The organism is Pseudomonas kurunegalensis (assembly GCF_030291635.1).
GTDB classification, from domain to species: domain Bacteria; phylum Pseudomonadota; class Gammaproteobacteria; order Pseudomonadales; family Pseudomonadaceae; genus Aquipseudomonas; species Aquipseudomonas monteilii.
Genome location: NZ_CP127871.1, coordinates 58,092 through 78,651 on the forward strand (window position 1 = coordinate 58,092; position 20,560 = coordinate 78,651).

Annotated in this window: 21 protein-coding genes; 11 read left to right on the forward strand and 10 right to left on the reverse strand. The window is 63.0% G+C overall.

Going from position 1 to position 20,560, the window contains the following annotated elements:
* The first annotated feature begins 1 nt into the window (after nucleotide 1).
* From ctaD to QQ992_RS00295, 3 genes are read left to right on the forward strand one after another with little or no spacing between them, the layout of a single operon-like run.
* Nucleotides 2-1,591 (forward strand): cytochrome c oxidase subunit I, encoded by a 1,590-nt coding sequence (gene ctaD / locus QQ992_RS00285; protein WP_119368387.1) that lies wholly within the window; start codon nucleotides 2-4, stop codon nucleotides 1,589-1,591.
* Nucleotides 1,592-1,601: 10 nt separating this feature from the next.
* Nucleotides 1,602-2,168 (forward strand): cytochrome c oxidase assembly protein, encoded by a 567-nt coding sequence (locus QQ992_RS00290; RefSeq protein WP_016712829.1) that lies wholly within the window; start codon nucleotides 1,602-1,604, stop codon nucleotides 2,166-2,168.
* Nucleotides 2,169-2,184: 16 nt separating this feature from the next.
* Nucleotides 2,185-3,072: a cytochrome c oxidase subunit 3 gene (locus QQ992_RS00295; RefSeq protein ID WP_119368388.1), complete on the forward strand. Its 888-nt coding sequence runs from the start codon at nucleotides 2,185-2,187 to the stop codon at nucleotides 3,070-3,072.
* A 24-nt stretch (nucleotides 3,073-3,096) separates the two neighbouring features.
* On the opposite strand, the gene QQ992_RS00300 is transcribed toward QQ992_RS00295, so the two are convergent.
* The gene (locus tag QQ992_RS00300) at nucleotides 3,097-3,300 is read right to left on the reverse strand and encodes a twin transmembrane helix small protein (protein ID WP_003253030.1); all 204 of its coding nucleotides are present in this window, start codon (nucleotides 3,298-3,300) and stop codon (nucleotides 3,097-3,099) included.
* A 52-nt stretch (nucleotides 3,301-3,352) separates the two neighbouring features.
* Here QQ992_RS00300 and QQ992_RS00305 point away from each other — a divergent pair, with 52 nt between their 5' ends.
* The 5 genes from QQ992_RS00305 to QQ992_RS00325 are packed head-to-tail and all read left to right on the forward strand — an operon-like array spanning nucleotide 3,353 to nucleotide 7,236.
* Entirely contained in the window at nucleotides 3,353-4,090 is a 738-nt protein-coding gene (locus tag QQ992_RS00305) for an SURF1 family protein (RefSeq protein WP_286111894.1), read from the forward strand.
* Nucleotides 4,059-4,640 carry a PA_0111/PP_0108 family redox-active disulfide protein gene (locus QQ992_RS00310; RefSeq protein WP_286111895.1) on the forward strand — a complete coding sequence of 194 codons (582 nt, stop codon included), beginning with the start codon at nucleotides 4,059-4,061 and terminating at the stop codon, nucleotides 4,638-4,640. The genes QQ992_RS00305 and QQ992_RS00310 overlap by 32 nt, the downstream gene beginning before the upstream one ends.
* A 9-nt stretch (nucleotides 4,641-4,649) precedes the next feature.
* Nucleotides 4,650-5,729, forward strand: coding sequence for a COX15/CtaA family protein (locus tag QQ992_RS00315; protein ID WP_286111896.1), 1,080 nt, complete (start codon nucleotides 4,650-4,652; stop codon nucleotides 5,727-5,729).
* Entirely contained in the window at nucleotides 5,714-6,607 is an 894-nt protein-coding gene (gene cyoE, locus QQ992_RS00320; protein ID WP_286111898.1) for a heme o synthase, read from the forward strand. Before QQ992_RS00315 ends, cyoE begins: the two co-directional genes overlap by 16 nt.
* A complete protein-coding gene (locus QQ992_RS00325; RefSeq protein ID WP_060499831.1) occupies nucleotides 6,604-7,236 on the forward strand; it encodes an SCO family protein in 633 nt (210 codons plus the stop codon). Before cyoE ends, QQ992_RS00325 begins: the two co-directional genes overlap by 4 nt.
* A gap of 120 nt (nucleotides 7,237-7,356) precedes the next feature.
* Here QQ992_RS00325 and QQ992_RS00330 read toward each other — a convergent pair whose 3' ends face one another.
* From QQ992_RS00330 to QQ992_RS00340, 3 genes are all read right to left on the reverse strand, one after another.
* Nucleotides 7,357-8,127, reverse strand: a complete 771-nt coding sequence (locus QQ992_RS00330; protein WP_016712836.1) for a MetQ/NlpA family ABC transporter substrate-binding protein — start codon at nucleotides 8,125-8,127, stop codon at nucleotides 7,357-7,359.
* A gap of 64 nt (nucleotides 8,128-8,191) precedes the next feature.
* Entirely contained in the window at nucleotides 8,192-8,863 is a 672-nt protein-coding gene (locus QQ992_RS00335) for a methionine ABC transporter permease (RefSeq protein ID WP_010951513.1), read from the reverse strand.
* Nucleotides 8,863-9,870 carry a methionine ABC transporter ATP-binding protein gene (locus QQ992_RS00340; protein WP_286111900.1) on the reverse strand — a complete coding sequence of 336 codons (1,008 nt, stop codon included), beginning with the start codon at nucleotides 9,868-9,870 and terminating at the stop codon, nucleotides 8,863-8,865. The genes QQ992_RS00335 and QQ992_RS00340 overlap by 1 nt, the downstream gene beginning before the upstream one ends.
* A 226-nt stretch (nucleotides 9,871-10,096) precedes the next feature.
* On the opposite strand from QQ992_RS00340, the gene katE reads away from it, so the two are divergent.
* A complete protein-coding gene (katE, locus tag QQ992_RS00345) occupies nucleotides 10,097-12,232 on the forward strand; it encodes a catalase HPII (RefSeq protein WP_286111901.1) in 2,136 nt (711 codons plus the stop codon).
* 96 nt (nucleotides 12,233-12,328) lie between these two features.
* Here katE and QQ992_RS00350 read toward each other — a convergent pair whose 3' ends face one another.
* The 4 genes from QQ992_RS00350 to zur form a co-directional block, all read right to left on the reverse strand.
* Complete coding sequence (locus QQ992_RS00350) at nucleotides 12,329-13,036, reverse strand: PA5502 family lipoprotein (protein WP_286111903.1); 708 nt, start codon at nucleotides 13,034-13,036, stop codon at nucleotides 12,329-12,331.
* A gap of 127 nt (nucleotides 13,037-13,163) precedes the next feature.
* Nucleotides 13,164-13,946, reverse strand: a complete 783-nt coding sequence (gene znuB / locus QQ992_RS00355; RefSeq protein WP_274081509.1) for a zinc ABC transporter permease subunit ZnuB — start codon at nucleotides 13,944-13,946, stop codon at nucleotides 13,164-13,166.
* Nucleotides 13,939-14,712 (reverse strand): zinc ABC transporter ATP-binding protein ZnuC, encoded by a 774-nt coding sequence (znuC, locus tag QQ992_RS00360; protein ID WP_016712841.1) that lies wholly within the window; start codon nucleotides 14,710-14,712, stop codon nucleotides 13,939-13,941. The genes znuB and znuC overlap by 8 nt, the downstream gene beginning before the upstream one ends.
* Nucleotides 14,709-15,194, reverse strand: a complete 486-nt coding sequence (zur, locus tag QQ992_RS00365) for a zinc uptake transcriptional repressor Zur (RefSeq protein ID WP_105947068.1) — start codon at nucleotides 15,192-15,194, stop codon at nucleotides 14,709-14,711. Before zur ends, znuC begins: the two co-directional genes overlap by 4 nt.
* An 18-nt stretch (nucleotides 15,195-15,212) precedes the next feature.
* Between zur and QQ992_RS00370 the strand changes: the two genes are divergently transcribed.
* Complete coding sequence (locus QQ992_RS00370; RefSeq protein ID WP_286111906.1) at nucleotides 15,213-16,169, forward strand: zinc ABC transporter substrate-binding protein; 957 nt, start codon at nucleotides 15,213-15,215, stop codon at nucleotides 16,167-16,169.
* Between the two features lie 111 nt (nucleotides 16,170-16,280).
* Here QQ992_RS00370 and QQ992_RS00375 read toward each other — a convergent pair whose 3' ends face one another.
* Together QQ992_RS00375 and QQ992_RS00380 are read right to left on the reverse strand one after the other, a co-directional pair.
* Nucleotides 16,281-17,231: a homoserine kinase gene (locus tag QQ992_RS00375; protein WP_286111907.1), complete on the reverse strand. Its 951-nt coding sequence runs from the start codon at nucleotides 17,229-17,231 to the stop codon at nucleotides 16,281-16,283.
* A 69-nt stretch (nucleotides 17,232-17,300) separates the two neighbouring features.
* Entirely contained in the window at nucleotides 17,301-17,588 is a 288-nt protein-coding gene (locus QQ992_RS00380) for a DUF2782 domain-containing protein (RefSeq protein WP_013970316.1), read from the reverse strand.
* Between the two features lie 75 nt (nucleotides 17,589-17,663).
* On the opposite strand from QQ992_RS00380, the gene polA reads away from it, so the two are divergent.
* Complete coding sequence (polA, locus tag QQ992_RS00385; RefSeq protein WP_286111908.1) at nucleotides 17,664-20,411, forward strand: DNA polymerase I; 2,748 nt, start codon at nucleotides 17,664-17,666, stop codon at nucleotides 20,409-20,411.
* The last annotated feature ends 149 nt before the right edge of the window (nucleotides 20,412-20,560 follow it).

The window sequence follows — 20,560 nt, forward strand, 5'->3', positions numbered from 1 at the left end:
CATGAGCACAGTGATCGACGACCACGCCCACGGCCATGAGCACGCCCACGGCCCGGCCAAGGGCCTGATGCGCTGGGTGCTGACCACCAACCACAAAGACATCGGCACGATGTACCTGTGGTTTGCCTTCCTCATGTTCCTGCTTGGCGGCTCGTTCGCCATGGTGATTCGCGCCGAGCTGTTCCAGCCCGGGCTGCAAATCGTAGAGCCGGCGTTCTTCAACCAGATGACCACCATGCACGGCCTGATCATGGTGTTCGGTGCGGTGATGCCGGCCTTCGTCGGCCTGGCCAACTGGATGATTCCGTTGATGATCGGCGCGCCCGACATGGCCCTGCCGCGCATGAACAACTTCAGCTTCTGGTTGTTGCCGGCGGCGTTTCTGTTGCTGGTGTCGACCCTGTTCAGCCCTGGCGGCGGGCCGAATTTTGGCTGGACCTTCTACGCCCCGCTGTCCACCACCTATGCACCGGCCAGCGTCACCTTCTTCATCTTCGCCATCCACCTGATGGGCATCAGCTCGATCATGGGCGCGATCAACGTGATCGCCACCATCCTCAACCTACGTGCCCCCGGCATGACCCTGATGAAGATGCCGTTGTTCGTCTGGACCTGGCTGATTACCGCGTTCCTGCTGATTGCGGTGATGCCGGTGCTGGCCGGCGTGGTGACCATGATGCTGATGGACATCCACTTCGGTACCAGCTTCTTCAGCGCCGCCGGTGGCGGTGACCCGGTGCTGTTCCAGCATGTGTTCTGGTTCTTCGGGCACCCCGAGGTGTACATCATGATCCTGCCCGCCTTCGGTGCGGTCAGCTCGATCATCCCGGCGTTCTCGCGCAAGCCGCTGTTCGGCTACACCTCGATGGTGTACGCCACCGGCGCGATTGCCTTCCTGTCGTTCATCGTCTGGGCCCACCACATGTTCGTGGTCGGCATCCCGGTGGTGGGCGAACTGTTCTTCATGTACGCCACCATGCTGATCGCCGTGCCCACCGGGGTGAAGGTGTTCAACTGGGTCAGCACCATGTGGGAAGGCTCGCTCACCTTCGAGACGCCGATGCTGTTTGCCATCGCCTTCGTCATCCTGTTCACCATCGGCGGCTTCTCCGGCTTGATGCTGGCCATCGCCCCGGCGGACTTCCAGTACCACGACACCTACTTCGTGGTCGCACACTTCCACTACGTACTGGTGCCCGGGGCGATCTTCGGCATCTTCGCCTCGGCCTACTACTGGCTGCCGAAATGGACCGGCCACATGTACGACGAAACCCTCGGCAAGCTGCACTTCTGGCTGTCGTTCATCGGCATGAACATGGCCTTCTTCCCCATGCACTTCGTGGGGCTGGCCGGCATGCCACGGCGCATTCCGGACTACAACCTGCAGTTCGCCGACTTCAACATGGTGTCGTCGATCGGGGCTTTCATGTTCGGCGCCACGCAAATCTTCTTCCTGTTCATCGTCATCAAGTGCATCCGTGGCGGCGCACCGGCACCGGCCAAGCCCTGGGATGGTGCCGAGGGCCTGGAGTGGTCGATCCCCTCGCCTGCGCCCTACCACACCTTCCAGACACCACCGGAAGTGAAATAGGAAGCCCGCCATGAACGGCCTGTCGCTCAAACGCCTGGTAACGCGCCTGCTGATGCTGACGGTGGTGATGTTCGCCTTCGGCTTCGCCCTGGTGCCGATCTACGACGTGATGTGCAAGGCCTTTGGCATCAACGGCAAGACTGGCGGGCAATACGAAGGCAGCCAGGTCAGCGACCCGTCGCGTTCGGTGCGGGTGCAGTTCATGTCGACCAATGCCAGCGACATGGTCTGGGATTTCTACTCCACGGCTGACCAGTTGGAGGTCAACCCGGGTGCGGTGAACCAGATGATCTTCATTGCCCACAACCCGACCGACCGGCCGATGAGTGCGCAGGCGATACCCAGCATTACCCCGGCCGAGGCCGCCGCGTATTTCCACAAGACCGAGTGCTTCTGCTTTACCCAGCAGGTGCTGCAGCCCGGCGAACGCATCGAGATGCCGGTGCGCTTCATCGTCGACCGCGACCTGCCGGCCAGCGTGAAGCACCTGACACTGGCCTACACCTTGTTCGACATCACCGCTCGCCACCCGCCGGTCGCGCATGTTGCGGCCCAGGACGTCCAGGGCGCCCGTTAAGGGAAGGAGAACAGCAATGGCAAGTCATGAGCACTACTACGTCCCGGCGCAGAGCAAATGGCCGATCATCGCCACCATCGGCATGTTCATCACGGTGTTCGGCCTGGGCACCTGGTTCAATGACATGAAGGCCGGCCACCCGGAATCGCACGGGCCGCTGATTTTCTTCATTGGGGCATTGTTCCTGGCCTACATGCTGTTTGGCTGGTTCGGCGCCGTGGTGAAGGAGAGCCGCGCGGGGTTGTACAGCCCGCAGCTGGACCGCTCGTTCCGCTGGGGCATGAGCTGGTTCATCTTCTCCGAGGTGATGTTCTTCCTGGCCTTTTTCGGTGCGCTGTTCTATGTGCGTGTGCTGGCCGGGCCGTGGCTGGGGGGCGAAGGGGCCAAAGGGGTTGCGCACATGCTGTGGCCGACCTTCGAGTTCACCTGGCCGCTGCTGCACACGCCCGACCCGAAACTGTTCCCGCCGCCAAAGGAAGTGATCGACCCGTGGCACCTGCCGCTGATCAACACCATCCTGCTGGTCAGCTCCAGCGTGACCATCACCATTGCGCACCATGCGCTGCGCCGTGATCACCGAGGGCCGCTGAAATTCTGGATGGCGCTGACCATTCTTCTGGGTATCAGCTTCATTACGTTGCAGGCCTACGAGTACCACGAGGCCTATACCAAGCTAGGGCTGACGCTGGGTTCGGGGATCTACGGGGCGACGTTCTTCATGCTGACCGGCTTCCACGGCGCCCACGTGACGTTGGGGACGATCATCCTGATCGTGATGTTCGTGCGCATTTTGCGTGGGCATTTCAACCCGGAGAAACACTTCGGCTTCGAGGCGGCCAGTTGGTATTGGCACTTCGTCGATGTGGTGTGGGTGGGGTTGTTCATCTTTGTGTATGTGCTGTAGGAGCGAGGCCAGGCACTCAGAGATTCAGAAGGGAGCATGCGAAACCAGCTGACCACTGATCAAGCCCCAGGCAACCAGGCCAATGGTCAGGGCCGCCAGGGTCACCCGCACGGTCAATGCCTTGAGCAGGCGGGTCGAGTTTTCATCGTCTTTGACCAGAAACACCAGGCCACTGAACAGGCTGGCAATTGTGGCCAACAGCATCAGGACAATCGCGGCCTTGAGCATGGCGCTACTCCGGGGGGGATGCGGTGATGTGGATAAGTATAGCGAGGCGCCCGTGAGGCCGTTTCGCCCAGGTTGGGTACTGACCCTGGTGGTGCTTGCGCTGCTGCCGGGCTTGATCGCGCTTGGCTGCTGGCAACTGGGCCGCGCCGAGGAAAAGCGCGTGCTGCTGGCCACCTATGCCGAGCGGCGGGTCGACGCGCCAATCGCCACGGCTCAGCTGGCATTGAACGAAGACAACGCCTTCCGCCGCGTTCACCTCTATGGCCGCTTCGACGCCGGGCACAGCCTGTTGCTGGACAACCGCATGCGCGACGGCCAGGCCGGTGTCGAACTGCTGCAACCCTTCCATGACCAGGCCAGCGGCCTGTGGCTGCTGGTCAACCGCGGCTGGCTGCCCTGGCCAGACCGCCGCGTGCCCGTGCATTTCGATACCCCTTCTCAGGCCTTGGCGCTGGACGCTTCGGTGTACGTATCACCCGGCAGCACGTTCCAGCTGCATCCCGACCCGGAAGGCGGCCAATGGCCGCATCTGCTCACGGCCGTTGATGCCGCACAGCTCTGGCCGCAGCTTGGCCGCGAAGGTTACGCCCATGAGCTGCGTCTGGAGCCAGGCCCGGCAGCCTATCGTCTGGATTGGCCAGTAGTCGCCATGGGCCCGGAAAAACACCTGGGGTACGCCGTGCAGTGGTTTGCCCTTTCTGCCGCATTGGTTCTGCTCTACCTCTACTTTGGCTGGCACCACAACAAGGAGAAACGCCATGGCCACCGCCACTCCACTGGACGTGCCTGAACGTGGCAAACCCAGAGCCCGCGGGCGTTTGCAGCTATTGCTGATTTTGCTGGTGGTGCTCGGGCCGATGATCCTGGCCACCAGCATGTACAAGCTCAAGTTCTGGGTGCCGGAGGGCCGCAGTTACCACGGCGCCATGATCGGCAACGGTGAAAGCCGTGCTGATATCGGCGTAGCAGGCGAAGACGAGCGCTGGCAGCTGCTGGTCAGCGCGCCGCAAGCTTGTGCTGAAGACTGCCAGCGGCTGGTGTACCTGGCCCGGCAGATCCAGGTCGGCCTGGGCCGCGATGCCAGCCGCGCCAGCCATGCGTTGGCCGCCGCCCAGCCGCTGAGCGCCGACTACCAGGCGCTGCTTGGCCGTGAGTACCCGCAACTGCAACGTTACCCGCTGGATGCCCAGCACTATCTGCAAAAGGTTGGCGAGCCTGGCCCGCAGCTGTGGATCGTCGACCCGCACGGCAACCTGGTGCTGCGCTACGACGGCAAGGTCAACGGCAAGCATGTGCTGGACGACCTGCGCCACCTGCTCAAGCTGTCCAACATCGGCTAGGAGCCTGCCATGGCCAGACCTGGATTCCGCTTGGCTGTATTCGCCACCCTGCTGGCACTGCTGGTCGTCCTGCTCGGCGCCTATACCCGCCTGACCCACGCCGGCCTGGGCTGCCCGGACTGGCCGGGTTGCTACGGCTTCATCAGCGTGCCCAAGAGCGAGGCCCAATTGGCCCATGCCGAGTTGCACTTCCCCGATCACCCCGTGGAAGAGGCCAAGGGCTGGGCCGAGATGGTCCACCGCTACTTCGCCGGCACGCTGGCCATGGTGATTGCCCTGCTCGCCTTCCAGGCGGTGCGCCGGCATGCCCGCGATGGCCAGCCCTATCGCCTGCCTGTGTTGCTACTGGGTGTGGTGCTGGCCCAGGCGGCTTTCGGCATGTGGACGGTTACCCTGAAGCTGTGGCCACAGGTGGTCACCGCGCACTTGCTCGGCGGGTTCACCACGTTGAGCCTGTTGTTCCTGCTATCCCTGCGTCTATCCCGGGCTTTTGCGCCATTGCCCAAGTTGCCGTTGAGCTTGCGCCGGATCGCTGCATTGGCCCTGCTGGTGGTGATCGGCCAGATCGCCTTGGGCGGTTGGGTCAGTGCCAACTACGCAGCGGTCGCCTGCATTGACCTGCCCACTTGTCATGGCCAGTGGTGGCCGACGGCGGACTTCAGCAACGGCTTTCACCTGACCCAGCACGTCGGCCCCAACTACCTGGGCGGGCAACTGGACAGTGACGCACGCACAGCCATCCACATCAGCCACCGGTTGGGGGCATTGTTGGTGACTTGTGTGCTTTTGATGCTGAGCTGGAAGCTTCACCGCTGTGGCCTCCCCGGCCTGGCTCGGCTGGTGCTGCTGGCGCTGGCCCTGCAAGTGGGCCTGGGCATCAGCAATGTGTTGTTTCACCTGCCGCTGGCCGTGGCCGTGGCGCACAACGCGGGTGGGGCGCTGTTGCTGTTGAGCATGGTGCTGGTGAACTACCGCATTCGCGTGGTCGACAAGGTGCGCGTGGGTGTCGGCCACGGCTGGCGCCTGCGGCCGGTGGCCGGCGTGGGCACTTCCCATCACATGAGGAATGATTCGTGGCGACGCTTCTGAGCGCACGGCGGGCCAGCTGGCGCGATTACCTGGAGCTGACCAAGCCCAAGGTGGTGGTGCTGATGCTGATTACCTCGCTGGCTGGCATGTTCCTGGCCACCCGCGCGGGTGTGAGCTGGAGCGTGCTGCTGTTCGGCAACCTGGGCATCGGCTTGTGTGCAGGTGCTGCGGCGGTGGTCAACCATGTGGTGGATCGGCGCATCGATGCGCTGATGGCCCGCACCCACAAGCGGCCGCTGGCCCAAGGCCGGGTCGAGCCACTGCCCGCACTGTCGTTCGCCTTGGCGCTGGCACTGCTGGGCATGGCGCTGCTGCTGACGTTCACCAACGCCCTGACCGCCTGGCTTACCCTGGCGTCCTTGCTCGGCTATGCGGTGCTCTACACCGGCTTTCTCAAGCGTGCCACGCCACAGAACATCGTCATCGGTGGCTTGGCCGGCGCCGCCCCGCCGCTGCTCGGCTGGGTGGCAGTGAGCGGCCATGTCAGCGCCGAACCCTTGCTGCTGGTGCTGATCATCTTCGCCTGGACGCCACCGCACTTCTGGGCCTTGGCCATCCACCGCAAGGAAGAATACGCCAAGGCCGATATCCCGATGCTGCCGGTGACCCACGGCGAGCGCTACACCAAGTTGCATATCCTGCTGTACACCCTGGTATTGCTGGCGGTCAGCCTGTTGCCGTATGCCATCCACATGAGCGGCCCGCTGTACCTGGCCTGTGCCCTGGCACTGGGCCTGCGCTTCCTGCAATGGGCCTGGGTGTTGTACCGTGGCAGCCGGCCGCACGCGGCGATCGGTACCTTCAAGTACTCTATCGGCTACCTGTTCGCGCTGTTCATCGCGTTGCTCCTCGACCACTACCTGTTGCTGAACCTATGACCCGAACCCAGAAAACCGTCTTTATCCTCGTTGCCCTGGTCGCGCTGATCATGGGCCTGACTGTCAACAAGGTGCTCAATGGCCGCGACCAGCCCAACCCTACCGAGCTGATCGACGCCGGCATCATCCTGCTGCCGCAGAGCCGTACCGTGGCGGATGTGACCATGACCAACCAGGATGGCCAGCCAGTGCAACTGGACGACCTGAAGGGCAAATGGTCGCTGCTGTTCTTCGGCTACACCTACTGCCCGGACATCTGCCCGACTACCTTGGCCCAGTTGCGCCAGGTGAAGAGCGAGCTGCCCAAGGAAGCCGTTGACCGGCTGCAGGTGGTGTTGGTGAGTGTGGACCCGAACCGCGACACGCCGAACCAGCTGAAGCAGTACCTGGGCTATTTCGACAAGGATTTTGTCGGGGTGGCGGGGTCGATCGAGGATACCCAGAAGTTGGCCAATGCCTTGAGCATTCCGTTCATTCCGGCCGATACCAGCAAGCCGGGGTATACCGTGGATCACAGCGGCAACCTGGCAGTCGTGGGGCCGGATGGGCGTCAGCGTGGGTTCATTCGTGCGCCGTTCAACAACCAGAAGCTGGTGGCGCAGTTGCCCGGGCTTGTGAAGCGGGATTGATGGGGCTTTAAAAGCTTCGCGGGGCAAGCCCGCTCCCACAGGATTACCGTTAGCCTCAGGCTTGGCGATATCCCTGTGGGAGCGGGCTTGCCCCGCGAAGAATCCAGCGCGATGTTCGGCTTAGAACGCCGGAACCACAGCGCCCTTGTACTTCTCGACGATGAACTGCTTCACCTCAGGCGAGTGCAGCGCAGCTGCCAGCTTCTTCATGTCTTCCGAGTCCTTGTTGTCCGGGCGGGCAACCAGGATATTCACGTATGGCGAGTCGCTGCCTTCGATGGCCAGCGCGTCCTTCTCCGGGTTCAGCTTGGCTTCCAGCGCGTAGTTGGTGTTGATCAGGGCGGCATCGACCTGGGTCAGCACGCGCGGGATGGTGGCCGCTTCCAGCTCACGGAACTTGATGCTTTTCGGGTTCTCGGCCACATCCTTCACGGTGGACAGGATGTTCTTGTTGTCCTTCAGCTTGATCACACCGGCCTTGTCCAGCAGCAACAGGGCGCGGCCGCCGTTGGTGGCGTCGTTGGGGATGACCACGGTGGCGCCGGAAGACAGCTCGTCCAGCTTCTTGATCTTGGTCGAGTACACGCCCAGCGGCTCGATGTGCACGCCGGCTACGCTCACCAGTTGGGTACCCTTGGCCTTGTTGAACTCATCCAGGTACGGCTGGTGCTGGAAGAAGTTGGCGTCCAGGCGCTTTTCGGCCACCTGTACGTTCGGCTGGATGTAGTCGGTGAACTCCTTCACCTTCAGCTCCACGCCCTCTTTCGCCAGCTGTGGTTTGACGAAGTTGAGGATCTCGGCGTGCGGCACCGGGGTGGCGGCAACGGTCAGGGTATCGGCGTGGGCCGAGAAGGCCGCGACAGCGGCAGCAACAGCAAGCAGCTTCTTCATCAATCACTCCTTGTGAGGGCCGCGACGGCCCCCGAACGGGTCGGCCGGGCCGACCCCATTGGGGTTACTTACGGGAAAAATGCACGACCAGTTTGTCGCCCACGCTCTGCAGTACTTGAACCAGTACCAGCAGCAGTACCACGGTCACCACCATCACATCGGTCTGGAAGCGCTGGTAACCGAAGCGGATGGCCAGGTCGCCCAGGCCGCCTGCACCGACCACGCCGGCCATGGCGGTGTACGACACCAGGGTGATGGCCGTTACGGTGATGGCCGCGAAGATGCCCGGGCGGGCTTCCGGCAGCAGCGCGCTGGTGATGATCTGGCGGGTGGTGGCGCCCATCGACTGGGTGGCTTCGATGATGCCGCGGTCCACTTCACGCAGGGCAGTTTCCACCAGACGCGCGAAGAACGGAGTGGCACCTACCACCAGCGGCGGAATGGCGCCGGCAACGCCCAGCGAGGTGCCGGTGATCAGCACGGTGAACGGGATCATCACGATCAGCAGGATGATGAACGGCAGCGAACGCAGGATGTTCACCACCAGCGACAGCAGCGCATAGACGCCCTTTTGCTCGAACATCTGCTTAGGCCCGCAGAGGAACAGCAGCACGCCCAGAGGCAGGCCCAGCAGCACGGTGAAGAACAGCGAGCCGAACAGCATGATCATGGTGTCGACGGTGGCCAGCCAGATTTCGGCCCAGTCAACGTTGGCAAAGAAATTCAGGGCGTCCATCAACGCAGTACCTCCATATGTACGTCAGCTGCCTTGAAGCGGGCGAACGCCGCTTCCATGTCACCGCCGATCAGGGCGAGGGTGAGCTGGCCATAGGGGACATCCTTGATGCGGTCGATACGCCCGGCGAGGATGCTGTAGTCCACACCGGTTTCGCGGGCCACGGTGCCCAGCAGCGGCGCGTAGGTGGCGTCGCCCTGGAAGGTCAGGCGCACGATGCGGCCCGGTACGTGGGCGAAGTCGTCGCGCTGCTCGCCTTCGTCGACCTGCTCGTCTTCCTGGACAAAGCGCTTGGTGGTGGGGTGCTGCGGGTGCAGGAACACATCGGCCACCGAGCCTTGCTCGACGATCTGGCCAGCGTCCATCACTGCCACGCGGTCGCAGACACGGCGGATCACGTCCATTTCATGGGTGATCAGCACGATGGTCAGCTTCAGCTCACGGTTGATCTCGGCCAGCAATTGCAGGACCGAAGCCGTGGTTTGCGGGTCGAGGGCACTGGTGGCCTCGTCGCACAGCAGGATCTTCGGGTTGGTGGACAATGCGCGGGCGATGCCGACGCGCTGCTTCTGGCCACCCGACAACTGCGCCGGGTACTTCTTGGCGTGGTCCGAAAGGCCCACGCGGGCCAGCAGCTCGGTCACGCGCTTGTCGATTTCGCTGCGCGACAACTCACCGGCCAGGGTCAGTGGCAGGGCGACGTTGTCGGCGACGGTCTTGGAGGCCAGCAGGTTGAAGTGCTGGAAAATCATCCCGACCTGCTGGCGGAAGCCGCGCAGCTGGCTGGCGTTGAACGCGGTGACGTCTTCACCGTCGACGATGATCTTGCCGCCGGAAGGCTCTTCCAGGCGGTTGATCAGGCGCAGCATGGTGCTTTTGCCGGCGCCGGAATGGCCGATCAGGCCGAACACCTGGCCATCTTCGATGGTCAGGCTGGTCGGATTCAGTGCGGGGATTTCCCTACCGGCAACGCGGTAGGTTTTATGTACCTGTTGGAACTCGATCACGTAGCGAACCTTGTGGGGCGCATGAAATTTGGGTCAGCGGTTAGCTGGGGTCGCGCATTTTAGCCTTTTCCCATAGCTGTTCTTAGCATTTATTTCGTAATGCACCAATCCATCGGGCATATCGCGACAACCGGTAATCCTGATTGAACGCTCGGCAAAGCCTCCCAGTCACTAGTTGAACAAGCCCGAAACGGGCACGCCTGACGACTGATGAGGAGAGCCGACCATGCCCAGCAAGAAAACGGACGCGCCCAAGCAGAGTGAAGCCGCTGGCACCCAGACCCCGGACCGGGCCAATACCAATGCCAAGTTGCAGAGCCTGGAAACCTTCCGCAGCGATGCCACCGGGCAGGCCCTGCGTACCAACCAAGGGGTGAAAATTGCCGACAACCAGAACAGCCTCAAGGCTGGCGCACGCGGGCCGTCGCTGCTCGAAGACTTCATCATGCGCGAGAAGATCACCCACTTTGACCATGAGCGCATCCCGGAGCGTATCGTGCATGCCCGTGGTACCGGAGCGCACGGCTACTTTCAGAGTTATGGCAACCATGCGGATCTGACCAAAGCCGGTTTCCTGCAAGACCCGGACAAGATCACCCCGGTGTTCGTGCGCTTTTCCACCGTTCAGGGGCCGCGTGGCTCGGGTGATACGGTGCGCGATGTACGCGGCTTTGCCGTCAAGTTCTATACCGACGAGGGCAATTTCGACCTGGTTGGCAACAACATGCCGGTGTTCTTCATCCAGGACGCCATCAAGTTCCCCGACTTCGTGCACGCGGTGAAGCCTGAGCCGCACAACGAAATGCCCACCGGTGGCTCGGCTCACGACACCTTCTGGGATTTCGTATCCTTGGTGCCCGAGTCGGCGCACATGGTGATCTGGGCCATGTCCGACCGCGCCATCCCGCGCAGCCTGCGGATGATGGAAGGGTTTGGCGTGCACACCTTCCGCCTGATCAACGCCGAAGGCGTGGCCAGTTTCGTCAAGTTCCACTGGAAGCCGCGCGAGGGTGTGCATTCGGTGTTGTGGGACGAGGCGCAGAAACTGGCGGGCAAGGATGCTGACTATCACCGCCGCGACCTGTGGGAGGCCATCGAGTCGGGTGATTACCCCGAATGGGAACTGGGCGTGCAGATCGTGCCCGAGGCCGATGAACACAAGTACGATTTCGACTTGCTCGACCCGACCAAGCTCATCCCGGAGGAGCTGGTGCCGGTGACGTTGTTGGGCAAGATGGTGCTCAACCGCAACCCGGACAACTTTTTCGCCGAAACCGAACAGGTGGCGTTCTGCCCGGGGCATATCGTGCCAGGCATCGACTTTACCAACGACCCGCTGCTGCAGGGCCGGTTGTTCTCCTACACCGATACGCAGATCAGCCGTCTGGGCGGGCCGAACTTCCATGAAATCCCGATCAACCGTCCGGTGGCGCCCAACCACAGCAGCCAGCGCGATGCCATGCATCGTATGACCATCGACAAGGGCCGTGCTTCGTACGAGCCCAACTCCATCGACGGCGGTTGGCCGAAGGAAACACCGCCTGCGGCGCAGGATGGCGGTTTCGAGAGTTACCAGGAGCGTATCGATGCGCACAAGATCCGCCAGCGCAGTGCGTCGTTTGGCGACCACTTCTCGCAGGCGCGGCTGTTCTTCCAGAGCATGAGCGCGACTGAACAGCAGCACATCATCAAGGCTTACAGCTTTGAGCTGGGCAAGGTGGAGCGTGAAACCATTCGCGAGCGTGTGGTGAATGAGATCCTGGCGAATATCGACCTGGCGTTGGCGGCGGCGGTGGCGGGCAATCTTGGGTTGCCGGCACCCAAGCGCGGGATGGTCAAGGTGAAAGGCAGCAAGCCCGCGCAGTCAAAGGCGTTGAGCCAGATGAATCACCCCGGTGACGTGGGTATCAAAGGGCGCAAGATCGCGCTGCTGGTGGCCGATGGCGTGGATGCGGCGAGCGTCGACAGGCTGGTCAAGGCACTGGAGGCTGTGAGTGCAAGGCTGATGTTGCTGGGGCCAACGTCGGCGCCAGTGAAAGCCGCGGATGGCAAGCAGCTTTCGGTGGACGCGTCGATGGAAGGGATGCCTTCGATCATGTTCGACGGGGTTGTCGTGCCATCAGGTAAGGCTTCGACGGATGCCTTGGTGGCTAGCGGGCTGGCCAAACATTTTCTGCTGGAGGGTTACAAGCACCTCAAGCCCATGGTGTTGACCAAAGAGTTGGCGAAGGGCCTTGGGTTGAAGGAAGACAAGGGGTTGCTGCTGGGGGATGAACAGAAGGTGGTGGATGCCTTTGTCAAAGCGGTTGAAGGCCATCGGGTGTGGGAGCGGGAGGCGGCTGCGGAAGCTGTGCCGGCCTAAGGGGCTGCTTTGCAGCCCATCGCGACACAAGGCCGCTCCTACAGTAGATTGAGCGGCCTTGTGTCGCGAAAGGGGCGCACAGCGCCCCCAGCGTTTTCAGCGCTGATGCGGTACCAGAACCACCTGCGCCGGTAGCGAACGCTGAATCTCATGCTTCTGCTTCAGCTCGAAACCACTGTCGATCTTGCGCACGCGTTTCTCCAGCAAGGTCTTCAGCCAAGGGGCATCGTCAGTACGCGGCACCTGGAAGACCACTTCGCAGTCATAGCTCACCACATCGGCAGCAATGTCATCGAGCTGGCGGCGCATGGCGCGGCTGTCGGTGGTCTTCAAGGCCACCACCGTGCTTGGCGCTGTCGGGTCGATGATGCGTGCCCTGGGCTTCGCTTCAGCAGCTTTCAAGGCAGCCTCTGCCTTCTCCAGCTCGGCCTTGCGTGCCTGGGACAGGGGATCGCCACCGGTCACTGCCGGTGCCTGCGGCATCAGCGCGCGGGCACGGGCCAACGCGGTAGCTGCTGCGTTCACATCGCCCTTTTGCAGGACGATCTGACTGCGTTGCAGGTAGGCCTCGGCCAACTGGCGCTGGTACTGCTCCAGACGCGCGTCGTCAGGCGACTGGGCCTGCAGGGCTGCCAGCTGGTCTTCGGCGGTGGCCAGCTCATTGCTGGCGATGTTTTGTTGCAACTGCTGCCAGGCATCGGCTTGGGCAGGTACGGCGGCCTGTTCGACCGGCACGCTGGAACAGGCAGCCAGGAACAGGGAAAACGCGGCAACAAGCAGATAACGGGAGGCGAACGGCTTCATTCCTGCGACTCTCTATTTGCGCAAAAAGCGAGCAAGTCTACACCCAGGTGCGCACGCTCGAAAACAGGTCTTACAGACCCTTTACCCGGCAAAAGGTTGCAAGGCGTGCCATCACACGCCCTGTCTTTCAGCGTTTTGGCAGGGCCAGGCTCAGCAAGAATAGCACCGCCGCGCAGACCACGATCGACGGGCCGGCGGGTGTGTCCTTGAACCACGACATGGCCAGGCCACCGCAGACGGCGGTAACGCCGAGCAGGCTGGCGCCCAGGGCCATCTGCTCGGGGGAGCGGGCGTGACGTTGCGCCGCAGCGGCGGGGATGATCAGCAGCGAGGTGATCAGCAAGACACCGACGATCTTCATCGCGACGGCAATCACCACTGCAATCAGCAGCATCAATGCCATGCGCAGGCCGGCAACGGGCAGGCCTTCGACCATGGCCAGTTCCTCGTGCACGGTGACGGCCAGCAGCGGCCGCCACAGCGCAGCCAGCAGCAACAATACCAGCGCACTGCCGCCGAGGATCCAGGCCAGGTCGGTGGTGCTGATGGCCAGCAGGTCGCCGAACAGGTAGGCCATCAGGTCGATGCGCACATCGTGCATGAAGCTCAGCACCACCAGGCCCAGCGACAGAGTGCTGGGGGCGAGGATGCCGAGCAGGGTGTCGGAGGCCAGCGGTTGGCGTTGCTGCAGGGTCACCAGCAGGATCGCCAGCAGCAGGCAGCCCACGGTTACCGCCAAGGCCGGGCTTACGTCCAGCACGAAACCCATTGCCACGCCCAGCAGCGCGGCGTGGGACAGGGTATCGCCGAAATACGCCATGCGCCGCCACACCACGAAAGAGCCGAGTGGGCCCGCAACTACTGCCAGGGACAAACCCGCAAGCAAGGCGTAAAGAAGAAAATCAGCCATGCTTGCAGTGCTCTCCGTGAACATGGGTGCCGGGGGCGACGACCGAGCCGTGCAGGTCGTGGCTGTGGTCGTGATGGTGGTGGTAAACGGCCAGGCTCGGGGCGTTCTGGCCGAACAGTTCGACGAAGGCCGGGTCGTTGCTGACTTGCTCCGGGTGGCCCGAGCAGCATACGTGGCGGTTCAGGCACACCACCTGGTCGGTGGCGCTCATCACCAGGTGCAGGTCGTGGGACACCATCAGCACGCCGCAGCCGTGGCGGTCGCGCAGGCGGGTGATGAGGTTGTACAGCTCGGTCTGGCCGACCACGTCCACGCCCTGCACCGGCTCGTCGAGCACCAGCAGTTGGGGTTCGCGCAGCAGGGCACGGGCCAGCAGCACGCGCTGCATTTCGCCGCCGGAAATGGTCTGGATCGGGCTGTCGATGACCTGCTCGGCGCCCACTTCCTGCAACGCCGACAAGGCTGCCGCGCGGTCTACGCCGGGCACCAGGCGCAGGAAGCGCAGCACTGAAAGCGGGAGTGTGGCATCGACCTGAATCTTCTGCGGCATGTAGCCAATGCGCAGTTTCGGTTTGCGCCACACCTTGCCGCGATGGGGCTTGAGCAACCCGAGCACGGCACGCACCAGGGTGGTCTTGCCTGCGCCGTTGGGGCCGATCAGGGTGACGATCTGGCCCGGTGCGACCGACAAGTCGATGCTGTCGAGTACCGCCTCGCCGCCAAAGGTAACGCCCACCTGTTCCAGGCGGATCAGCGCATCGCTCATGCCGCGCTCCGGCAGTTGCCGCACAGGCCGACCACTTCCACGGTCTGGGTCTCGACCGTGAAGCCCACGCCCTTGGCGCTGTTGATGATGGCCTCGCTGATGCTGCTCTGTTCCAGCTCGATGGCCACATGGCATTCGCGGCAGATCAGGAACTGGCCCTGGTGCACATGCTCGGGGTGGCTGCAGCCGATGAAGGCGTTGAGCGAGGCAATACGGTGTACCAGGCCGTTTTCCAGCAGGAAGTCCAGCGCGCGGTACACCGTAGGCGGGGCGGCGCGGCGGCCGTCCTGCTCGCTGAGCACGGCGAGGATGTCGTAGGCGCCCAGCGGCTTGTGGCTTTGCCACACCAGTTCCAGCACACGGCGGCGCAGCGCGGTCAGGCGCAGGCCCTGGCGGGTGCACAAGGCGTCGGCTTCAGCCAGTGCGCTGTGTACGCAATGGGAGTGATCGTGAGGACGGTTGGCCAGCGGCGTGATGGACATGGGCAGCGACGGTTCTGGATGGAGACGTTATTATGTTACCTGTTTCTGACGACTCGAGTATCCACCGTGTCCCGATTCCTAGCTCTGTTTGTCGCTTTCATCGCATTTTCCGCTCAGGCCGATGTGCGTGTGCTCACCAGTATCAAGCCCCTGCAGCAGATTGCTGCCGCTGTGCAGGATGGCGTTGGCAGCCCTGACGTGCTGTTGCCGCCAGGTGCCTCACCCCACCACTACGCGCTGCGCCCTTCCGACGTGCGGCGGGTAGGCGATGCCGACTTGCTGTACTGGATCGGCCCGGACATGGAGAACTTCCTGCCACGGGTGCTGGGCAGCCGCAGCAAGTCCACGGTGGCCGTGCAGTCGCTGACGGGCATGAAGTTGCGTCATTTTGGCGAGGACAGCCATTCCCATGAGGAAGAGGATCACGACGACCATGACCACGATCACCGCCCGGGCAGCCTGGATGCACATTTGTGGCTGTCGTCGGTCAATGCGCGGGTAATCGCGGCGAAAATGGCTGCTGACCTGGCTCAGGTAGACCCGGCCAACGCTGCCCGCTACCAGAGCAACCTCAAGGCGTTCGATGAGCGCCTGGATGCGCTGGATGGGCGAATCAAGGCGCGGGTGGCCGGTATTGCCGACAAGCCGTACTTCGTGTTCCACGAAGCGTTCGATTACTTCGAGGCCGAGTACGGCCTGAAACACACGGGCGTGTTCAGCGTGGCCTCCGAGGTGCAGCCGGGCGCGCAACATGTTGCTGCCATGCGCAAGCGCTTGCAGGAGGTGGGTAAAACCTGTGTGTTCAGCGAACCGCCGCTGCGGCCGCGCTTGGCCGAGACTCTAACCGCAGGGCTGCCGGTGCGCCTGGCCGAGTTGGATGCACTGGGTGGGACCGACCCGGTGGATGGCAAGGGCTATGAGCGCTTGCTGGAGAAGCTGGGCGGTGACCTGGCTGGGTGTCTGGAGCAGTTGTAAGCCTGTTCCGGCCTTTCGCGAGCAAGCTCGCTCCTACAGGGATAGCGCAAACCGCTAGGGCTGTCGCTGTACCTGTAGGAGCGAGCTTGCTCGCGAAGAAGCAGACGCGGTCTAGAGAGCGAACGGCAGGTGCAAAGCCACCTGCTGGCGCTGCGCCAGACGCACCTCGAACTCGCTCGGGTCATGGATCATCACATCCATCCCGGCAAACGATTCCGCCGCAATCAGGCGCGACAGCCAGAAGCGCACACACCCTACCCGCAACATCTCCGGCCACAGCTCGGCCTCGGCCGCCGTGAACGGCCGCAGCGCCGCATAGGCCGCCAGCAGCGCCTGGGCACGCGGTATATCCACTGCACCCTTCTCATCCAGACACCAGTCATTCACGGTAATGGCGATGTCATACAGCATCGGCCCCGAGCAGGCGTTGTAGAAGTCGATCACACCGGTCAGGTGGGTGCCTTCGAACATCACGTTGTCGCGGAACAGGTCGGCATGCAGGTTGGCCCGTGGCAAGGCCAGGATCTGCGCCTTGTGCGCGGTGATTTCGTCCAGCGCCGGCTGCAGCAGCGCGGCTTGCCCGGCAGTCAGGCGTGGCAGCAGCTCGGCACCCGAGGCCAGCATCCAGTCCAGGCCTCGGTCGGTGCGGCGCTCGATGATGTGCTCGCGGGTGGCCAGGTGGATGTGCGCCAGCAGCTCGCCGACCTGGGCGCAGTGCTGGTTGTTCGGCGCTTTGATGTGCTTGCCCGACAACCGTGGTTGCAGCAGCGCCGGCTTTCCGCACAGCTCGCGCAGGCCGTTGCCGTCGCGGTCACGAATGGCATAGGGCACCGGCATGTCGGCAGCGTGCAGGGTGTCGAGCAGTTCGATGAAGAACGGCATGTCTTCGCTCGGCCCACGCTCGATCAGCGTCAGGACGAACTCCCCCTGTTCGAGGCTGACGAAGAAATTGCTGTTCTCGGTGCCGGCGGCAATGCCCTGGAAGTCGAGCAGACGGCCCAGCTCGTACGGCGCCAGAAAGGTTTCCAGCTCAGGCCGGGTCACGGGGGTGAAGACTGACATGATGAAAAATTGCCCATACGGGCACTTCCGCCGGGAAGTGCCGGGTTGATGTGAACGGTGCGCGTCAGATTACCACTCGAAGATCTTCCAGGACGGAATCAGCATGTCCGGCTGGTCGGAACGAATGAAATTGCCATCAGAGCCATCGGCGCGTACCAGGAAATAAGGCTTGCCGTTTTTCGGCGTGATCTTGATCGCATACAGGAAGCCGTTCTGCCGGTATTCCTGGATGGTTTTGTCGCCTTCCGTGCGAATGGTCACCTCGGGATCGGCCGAGGGGGCGTCGTCCGCCGCCAGGGTAACGACAGGCATGGTTGCCAACAGGCCGAGCAGTAACAGGCGATTGAGTGTACGCATGATAACCTAGTCCCTTTGTCGTCAATGATTCTGGCTATTCTAGCGCCGGACCCGTCGAAAAGGTTGATTCTGCTCATGAGCCAAGCGCCCCTCGTCCTGGTGGACGGTTCCTCCTACCTGTACCGCGCCTTCCACGCGCTGCCGCCGCTGACCACGTCCAAGGGCATGCCGACCGGTGCGGTGAAGGGTGTGCTGAACATGCTCAAGAGCCTGCGCAGGCAATACCCCGACAGCCTGTTCGCGGTGGTGTTCGACGCAAAAGGCGGCACTTTCCGCGATGCCATGTTCGCCGAGTACAAGGCCAACCGCCCCAGCATGCCGGACGACCTGCGGGTGCAGGTCGAGCCGCTGCATGCCAGCGTGAGGGCGCTGGGCTACCCGTTGCTGTGCGTCGAGGGTGTCGAGGCTGACGACGTCATCGGCACCCTGGCCCGCAGCAGCGCCGCCCAAGGGCGCCCGGTGATCATCTCGACCGGTGACAAAGACATGGCGCAGCTGGTGGACGGGCACATTACCTTGGTCAACACCATGACCGGAAGCGTGATGGACGTGGCTGGCGTGCATGAGAAATTTGGCGTCGGCCCGGAACACATCATCGACTTCCTGGCCCTGATGGGCGACAAGGTCGACAACATTCCCGGCGTACCGGGCGTGGGCGAAAAAACCGCGGTGGGCCTGCTGACCGGCATCGGTGGTGGCCTGAGCGATTTGTACGCCAATCTGGACAAGGTTCCGACGCTGGCCATTCGTGGCGCCAAGACCTTGCCCGCCAAGCTGGAAGAGCACCGCGATGCGGCGTTCCTGTCCTATGAGCTGGCCACCATCAAGGTTGACGTGCCGCTGGATGTCGAAGTGGATGCACTGGTGTGTGGCGAGCCAGACCGTGAAGCGCTGCTGGCGCTGTACACCGAGATGGAGTTCAAGAGCTGGGTCGCCGAGGTGCAGCGTGACGCGGCCAAGGCCGGTGCTGACGTGGCGCCGGTCGAGGAGCCTGCCGCCAAGGTCGAGCCCAAGTACGAAACCATTCTCGACCAGGCCCGTTTCGACGCCTGGCTGGAGAAGCTGCGTCAGGCGCCGCTGTTCGCCTTCGACACCGAGACTACCGGCCTGGACGCCCAGCAGGCGCAGATCGTCGGCCTGTCGTTCGCCGTCGAACCGCATGAAGCTGCCTATGTGCCCTTGACCCACGACTATGAAGGCGCGCCGGCCCAGCTGGACCGCGAGGCCGTGCTGCTGGCGCTGAAGCCGCTGCTGGAGGACCCGGCCAAGGCCAAGGTCGGGCAGAACGCCAAGTACGACATCAACATCCTGGCCAACGGCTCGCCTGCCATCGACATGCGCGGCGTGGCGTACGACACCATGCTCGAGTCGTATGTGCTGAACTCCACGGCTACCCGCCACGACATGGACAACCTGGCGCAGAAGTACCTCGACCACACCACCATCGCTTTCGAGGACATCGCCGGCAAGGGCGCCAAGCAGCTCACCTTCAACCAGATCCACCTGGACAAGGCCGGCCCGTATGCCGCCGAAGATGCCGACATCACCCTGCGCCTGCATCACGCACTGCAAGCGCGTCTGGCGCAGACGCCGAGCGTGCAGCCGGTGCTGATGGACATCGAAATGCCGCTGGTGCCGGTGCTGGCCAAGATCGAGCGCCAGGGTGCGCTGGTCGATGCCGCGCTGCTGCAGGTACAGAGCGGTGAACTGGGCGTGAAGATGGCCGACCTGGAGCAACGTGCCTACGAGCTGGCTGGCGAGGAATTCAACCTCGGTTCGCCCAAGCAACTGGGTTCGATCCTTTACGACAAGCTGGGCATGCCGGTGCTGAGCAAGACTGCCAAAGGCCAGCCGTCCACCGCCGAAGCCGTGCTCGACGAGCTGGCCGAGCAAGGCTACCCGCTGCCTGAGGTGCTGATGCAGTACCGCAGCCTGAGCAAGCTCAAGAGCACCTACACCGACAAGCTGCCGGGCCAGATCAACCCGCGTACCGGGCGTATCCATACCTCCTACCAGCAGGCGGTGGCGGCGACTGGCCGGCTGTCGTCGAGCGATCCTAACCTGCAGAATATCCCGATCCGCACTGCCGAAGGCCGCCGCATCCGCCAGGCCTTCATCGCCAGCCCGGGCTACAAGCTGTTGGCGGCGGACTATTCGCAGATCGAGCTGCGCATCATGGCCCACCTGGCCAAGGACGAAGGCTTGCTGCATGCCTTCCGCAATGACCTGGACGTGCACCGTGCCACCGCGGCGGAAGTATTCGGCGTCGCCCTGGAGGACGTCACCACTGACCAACGCCGCAAGGCCAAGGCCATCAACTTCGGCCTGATCTATGGCATGAGCGCCTTCGGTCTGGCCAAGCAGATCGGTGTCGACCGCAAACAGTCGCAGGACTACATCGACCGCTACTTCGCCCGCTACCCGGGCGTGTTGGCCTACATGGAGCGCACCCGCGCCCAGGCCGCCGAGCAAGGCTTTGTCGAAACCCTGTTCGGCCGCCGCTTGTACCTGCCGGACATCAACGCCAAGAACCCGGCCCTGCGCAAAGGCGCCGAGCGCACGGCGATCAACGCGCCGATGCAGGGCACGGCGGCTGACATCATCAAGCGGGCCATGGTCAATGTGGACAACTGGCTGAGCGAGAGCGGGCTGGATGCCCGGGTGATCCTGCAGGTACACGACGAACTGGTACTTGAGGTGCGTGAAGACCTGGTTCAGCAGGTGAAAGATGAAATTCGCCAGCACATGAGCAAGGCGGCGGAACTGGATGTGCCGCTGCTGGTGGAAGCAGGAATTGGCGCGAATTGGGACGAAGCTCACTGATTGAGCGGGGAAAGCTGTGTAGGATCTGCGACGTAGTGACGCGGATCCTGGCACCGCTCAGTGCCATTGGTGCTGAAGTTTCATGAAACTATCGCAAATAGTTTTCAGGGCTTTGGAACTAAACCGGTGAAGCGGAACTCAGAGTAACT

What these genes read in the sequence shown, in the direction of transcription:
- QQ992_RS00370 (WP_286111906.1), top strand. Translation starts at nt 15,213, where the DNA reads ATGGAGACGTTATTATGTTACCTGTTTCTGACGACTCGAGTATCCACC.
- QQ992_RS00330 (WP_016712836.1), bottom strand. Translation starts at nt 8,127, where the DNA reads ATGAAGAAGCTGCTTGCTGTTGCTGCCGCTGTCGCGGCCTTCTCGGCC.
- ctaD (WP_119368387.1), top strand. Translation starts at nt 2, where the DNA reads ATGAGCACAGTGATCGACGACCACGCCCACGGCCATGAGCACGCCCAC.
- QQ992_RS00350 (WP_286111903.1), bottom strand. Translation starts at nt 13,036, where the DNA reads ATGAAGCCGTTCGCCTCCCGTTATCTGCTTGTTGCCGCGTTTTCCCTG.
- QQ992_RS00300 (WP_003253030.1), bottom strand. Translation starts at nt 3,300, where the DNA reads ATGCTCAAGGCCGCGATTGTCCTGATGCTGTTGGCCACAATTGCCAGC.
- QQ992_RS00295 (WP_119368388.1), top strand. Translation starts at nt 2,185, where the DNA reads ATGGCAAGTCATGAGCACTACTACGTCCCGGCGCAGAGCAAATGGCCG.
- QQ992_RS00310 (WP_286111895.1), top strand. Translation starts at nt 4,059, where the DNA reads ATGGCCACCGCCACTCCACTGGACGTGCCTGAACGTGGCAAACCCAGA.
- QQ992_RS00335 (WP_010951513.1), bottom strand. Translation starts at nt 8,863, where the DNA reads ATGGACGCCCTGAATTTCTTTGCCAACGTTGACTGGGCCGAAATCTGG.
- QQ992_RS00290 (WP_016712829.1), top strand. Translation starts at nt 1,602, where the DNA reads ATGAACGGCCTGTCGCTCAAACGCCTGGTAACGCGCCTGCTGATGCTG.
- znuC (WP_016712841.1), bottom strand. Translation starts at nt 14,712, where the DNA reads ATGAGCGATGCGCTGATCCGCCTGGAACAGGTGGGCGTTACCTTTGGC.
- znuB (WP_274081509.1), bottom strand. Translation starts at nt 13,946, where the DNA reads ATGGCTGATTTTCTTCTTTACGCCTTGCTTGCGGGTTTGTCCCTGGCA.
- katE (WP_286111901.1), top strand. Translation starts at nt 10,097, where the DNA reads ATGCCCAGCAAGAAAACGGACGCGCCCAAGCAGAGTGAAGCCGCTGGC.
- QQ992_RS00325 (WP_060499831.1), top strand. Translation starts at nt 6,604, where the DNA reads ATGACCCGAACCCAGAAAACCGTCTTTATCCTCGTTGCCCTGGTCGCG.
- QQ992_RS00375 (WP_286111907.1), bottom strand. Translation starts at nt 17,231, where the DNA reads ATGTCAGTCTTCACCCCCGTGACCCGGCCTGAGCTGGAAACCTTTCTG.
- QQ992_RS00380 (WP_013970316.1), bottom strand. Translation starts at nt 17,588, where the DNA reads ATGCGTACACTCAATCGCCTGTTACTGCTCGGCCTGTTGGCAACCATG.
- QQ992_RS00315 (WP_286111896.1), top strand. Translation starts at nt 4,650, where the DNA reads ATGGCCAGACCTGGATTCCGCTTGGCTGTATTCGCCACCCTGCTGGCA.
- polA (WP_286111908.1), top strand. Translation starts at nt 17,664, where the DNA reads ATGAGCCAAGCGCCCCTCGTCCTGGTGGACGGTTCCTCCTACCTGTAC.
- zur (WP_105947068.1), bottom strand. Translation starts at nt 15,194, where the DNA reads ATGTCCATCACGCCGCTGGCCAACCGTCCTCACGATCACTCCCATTGC.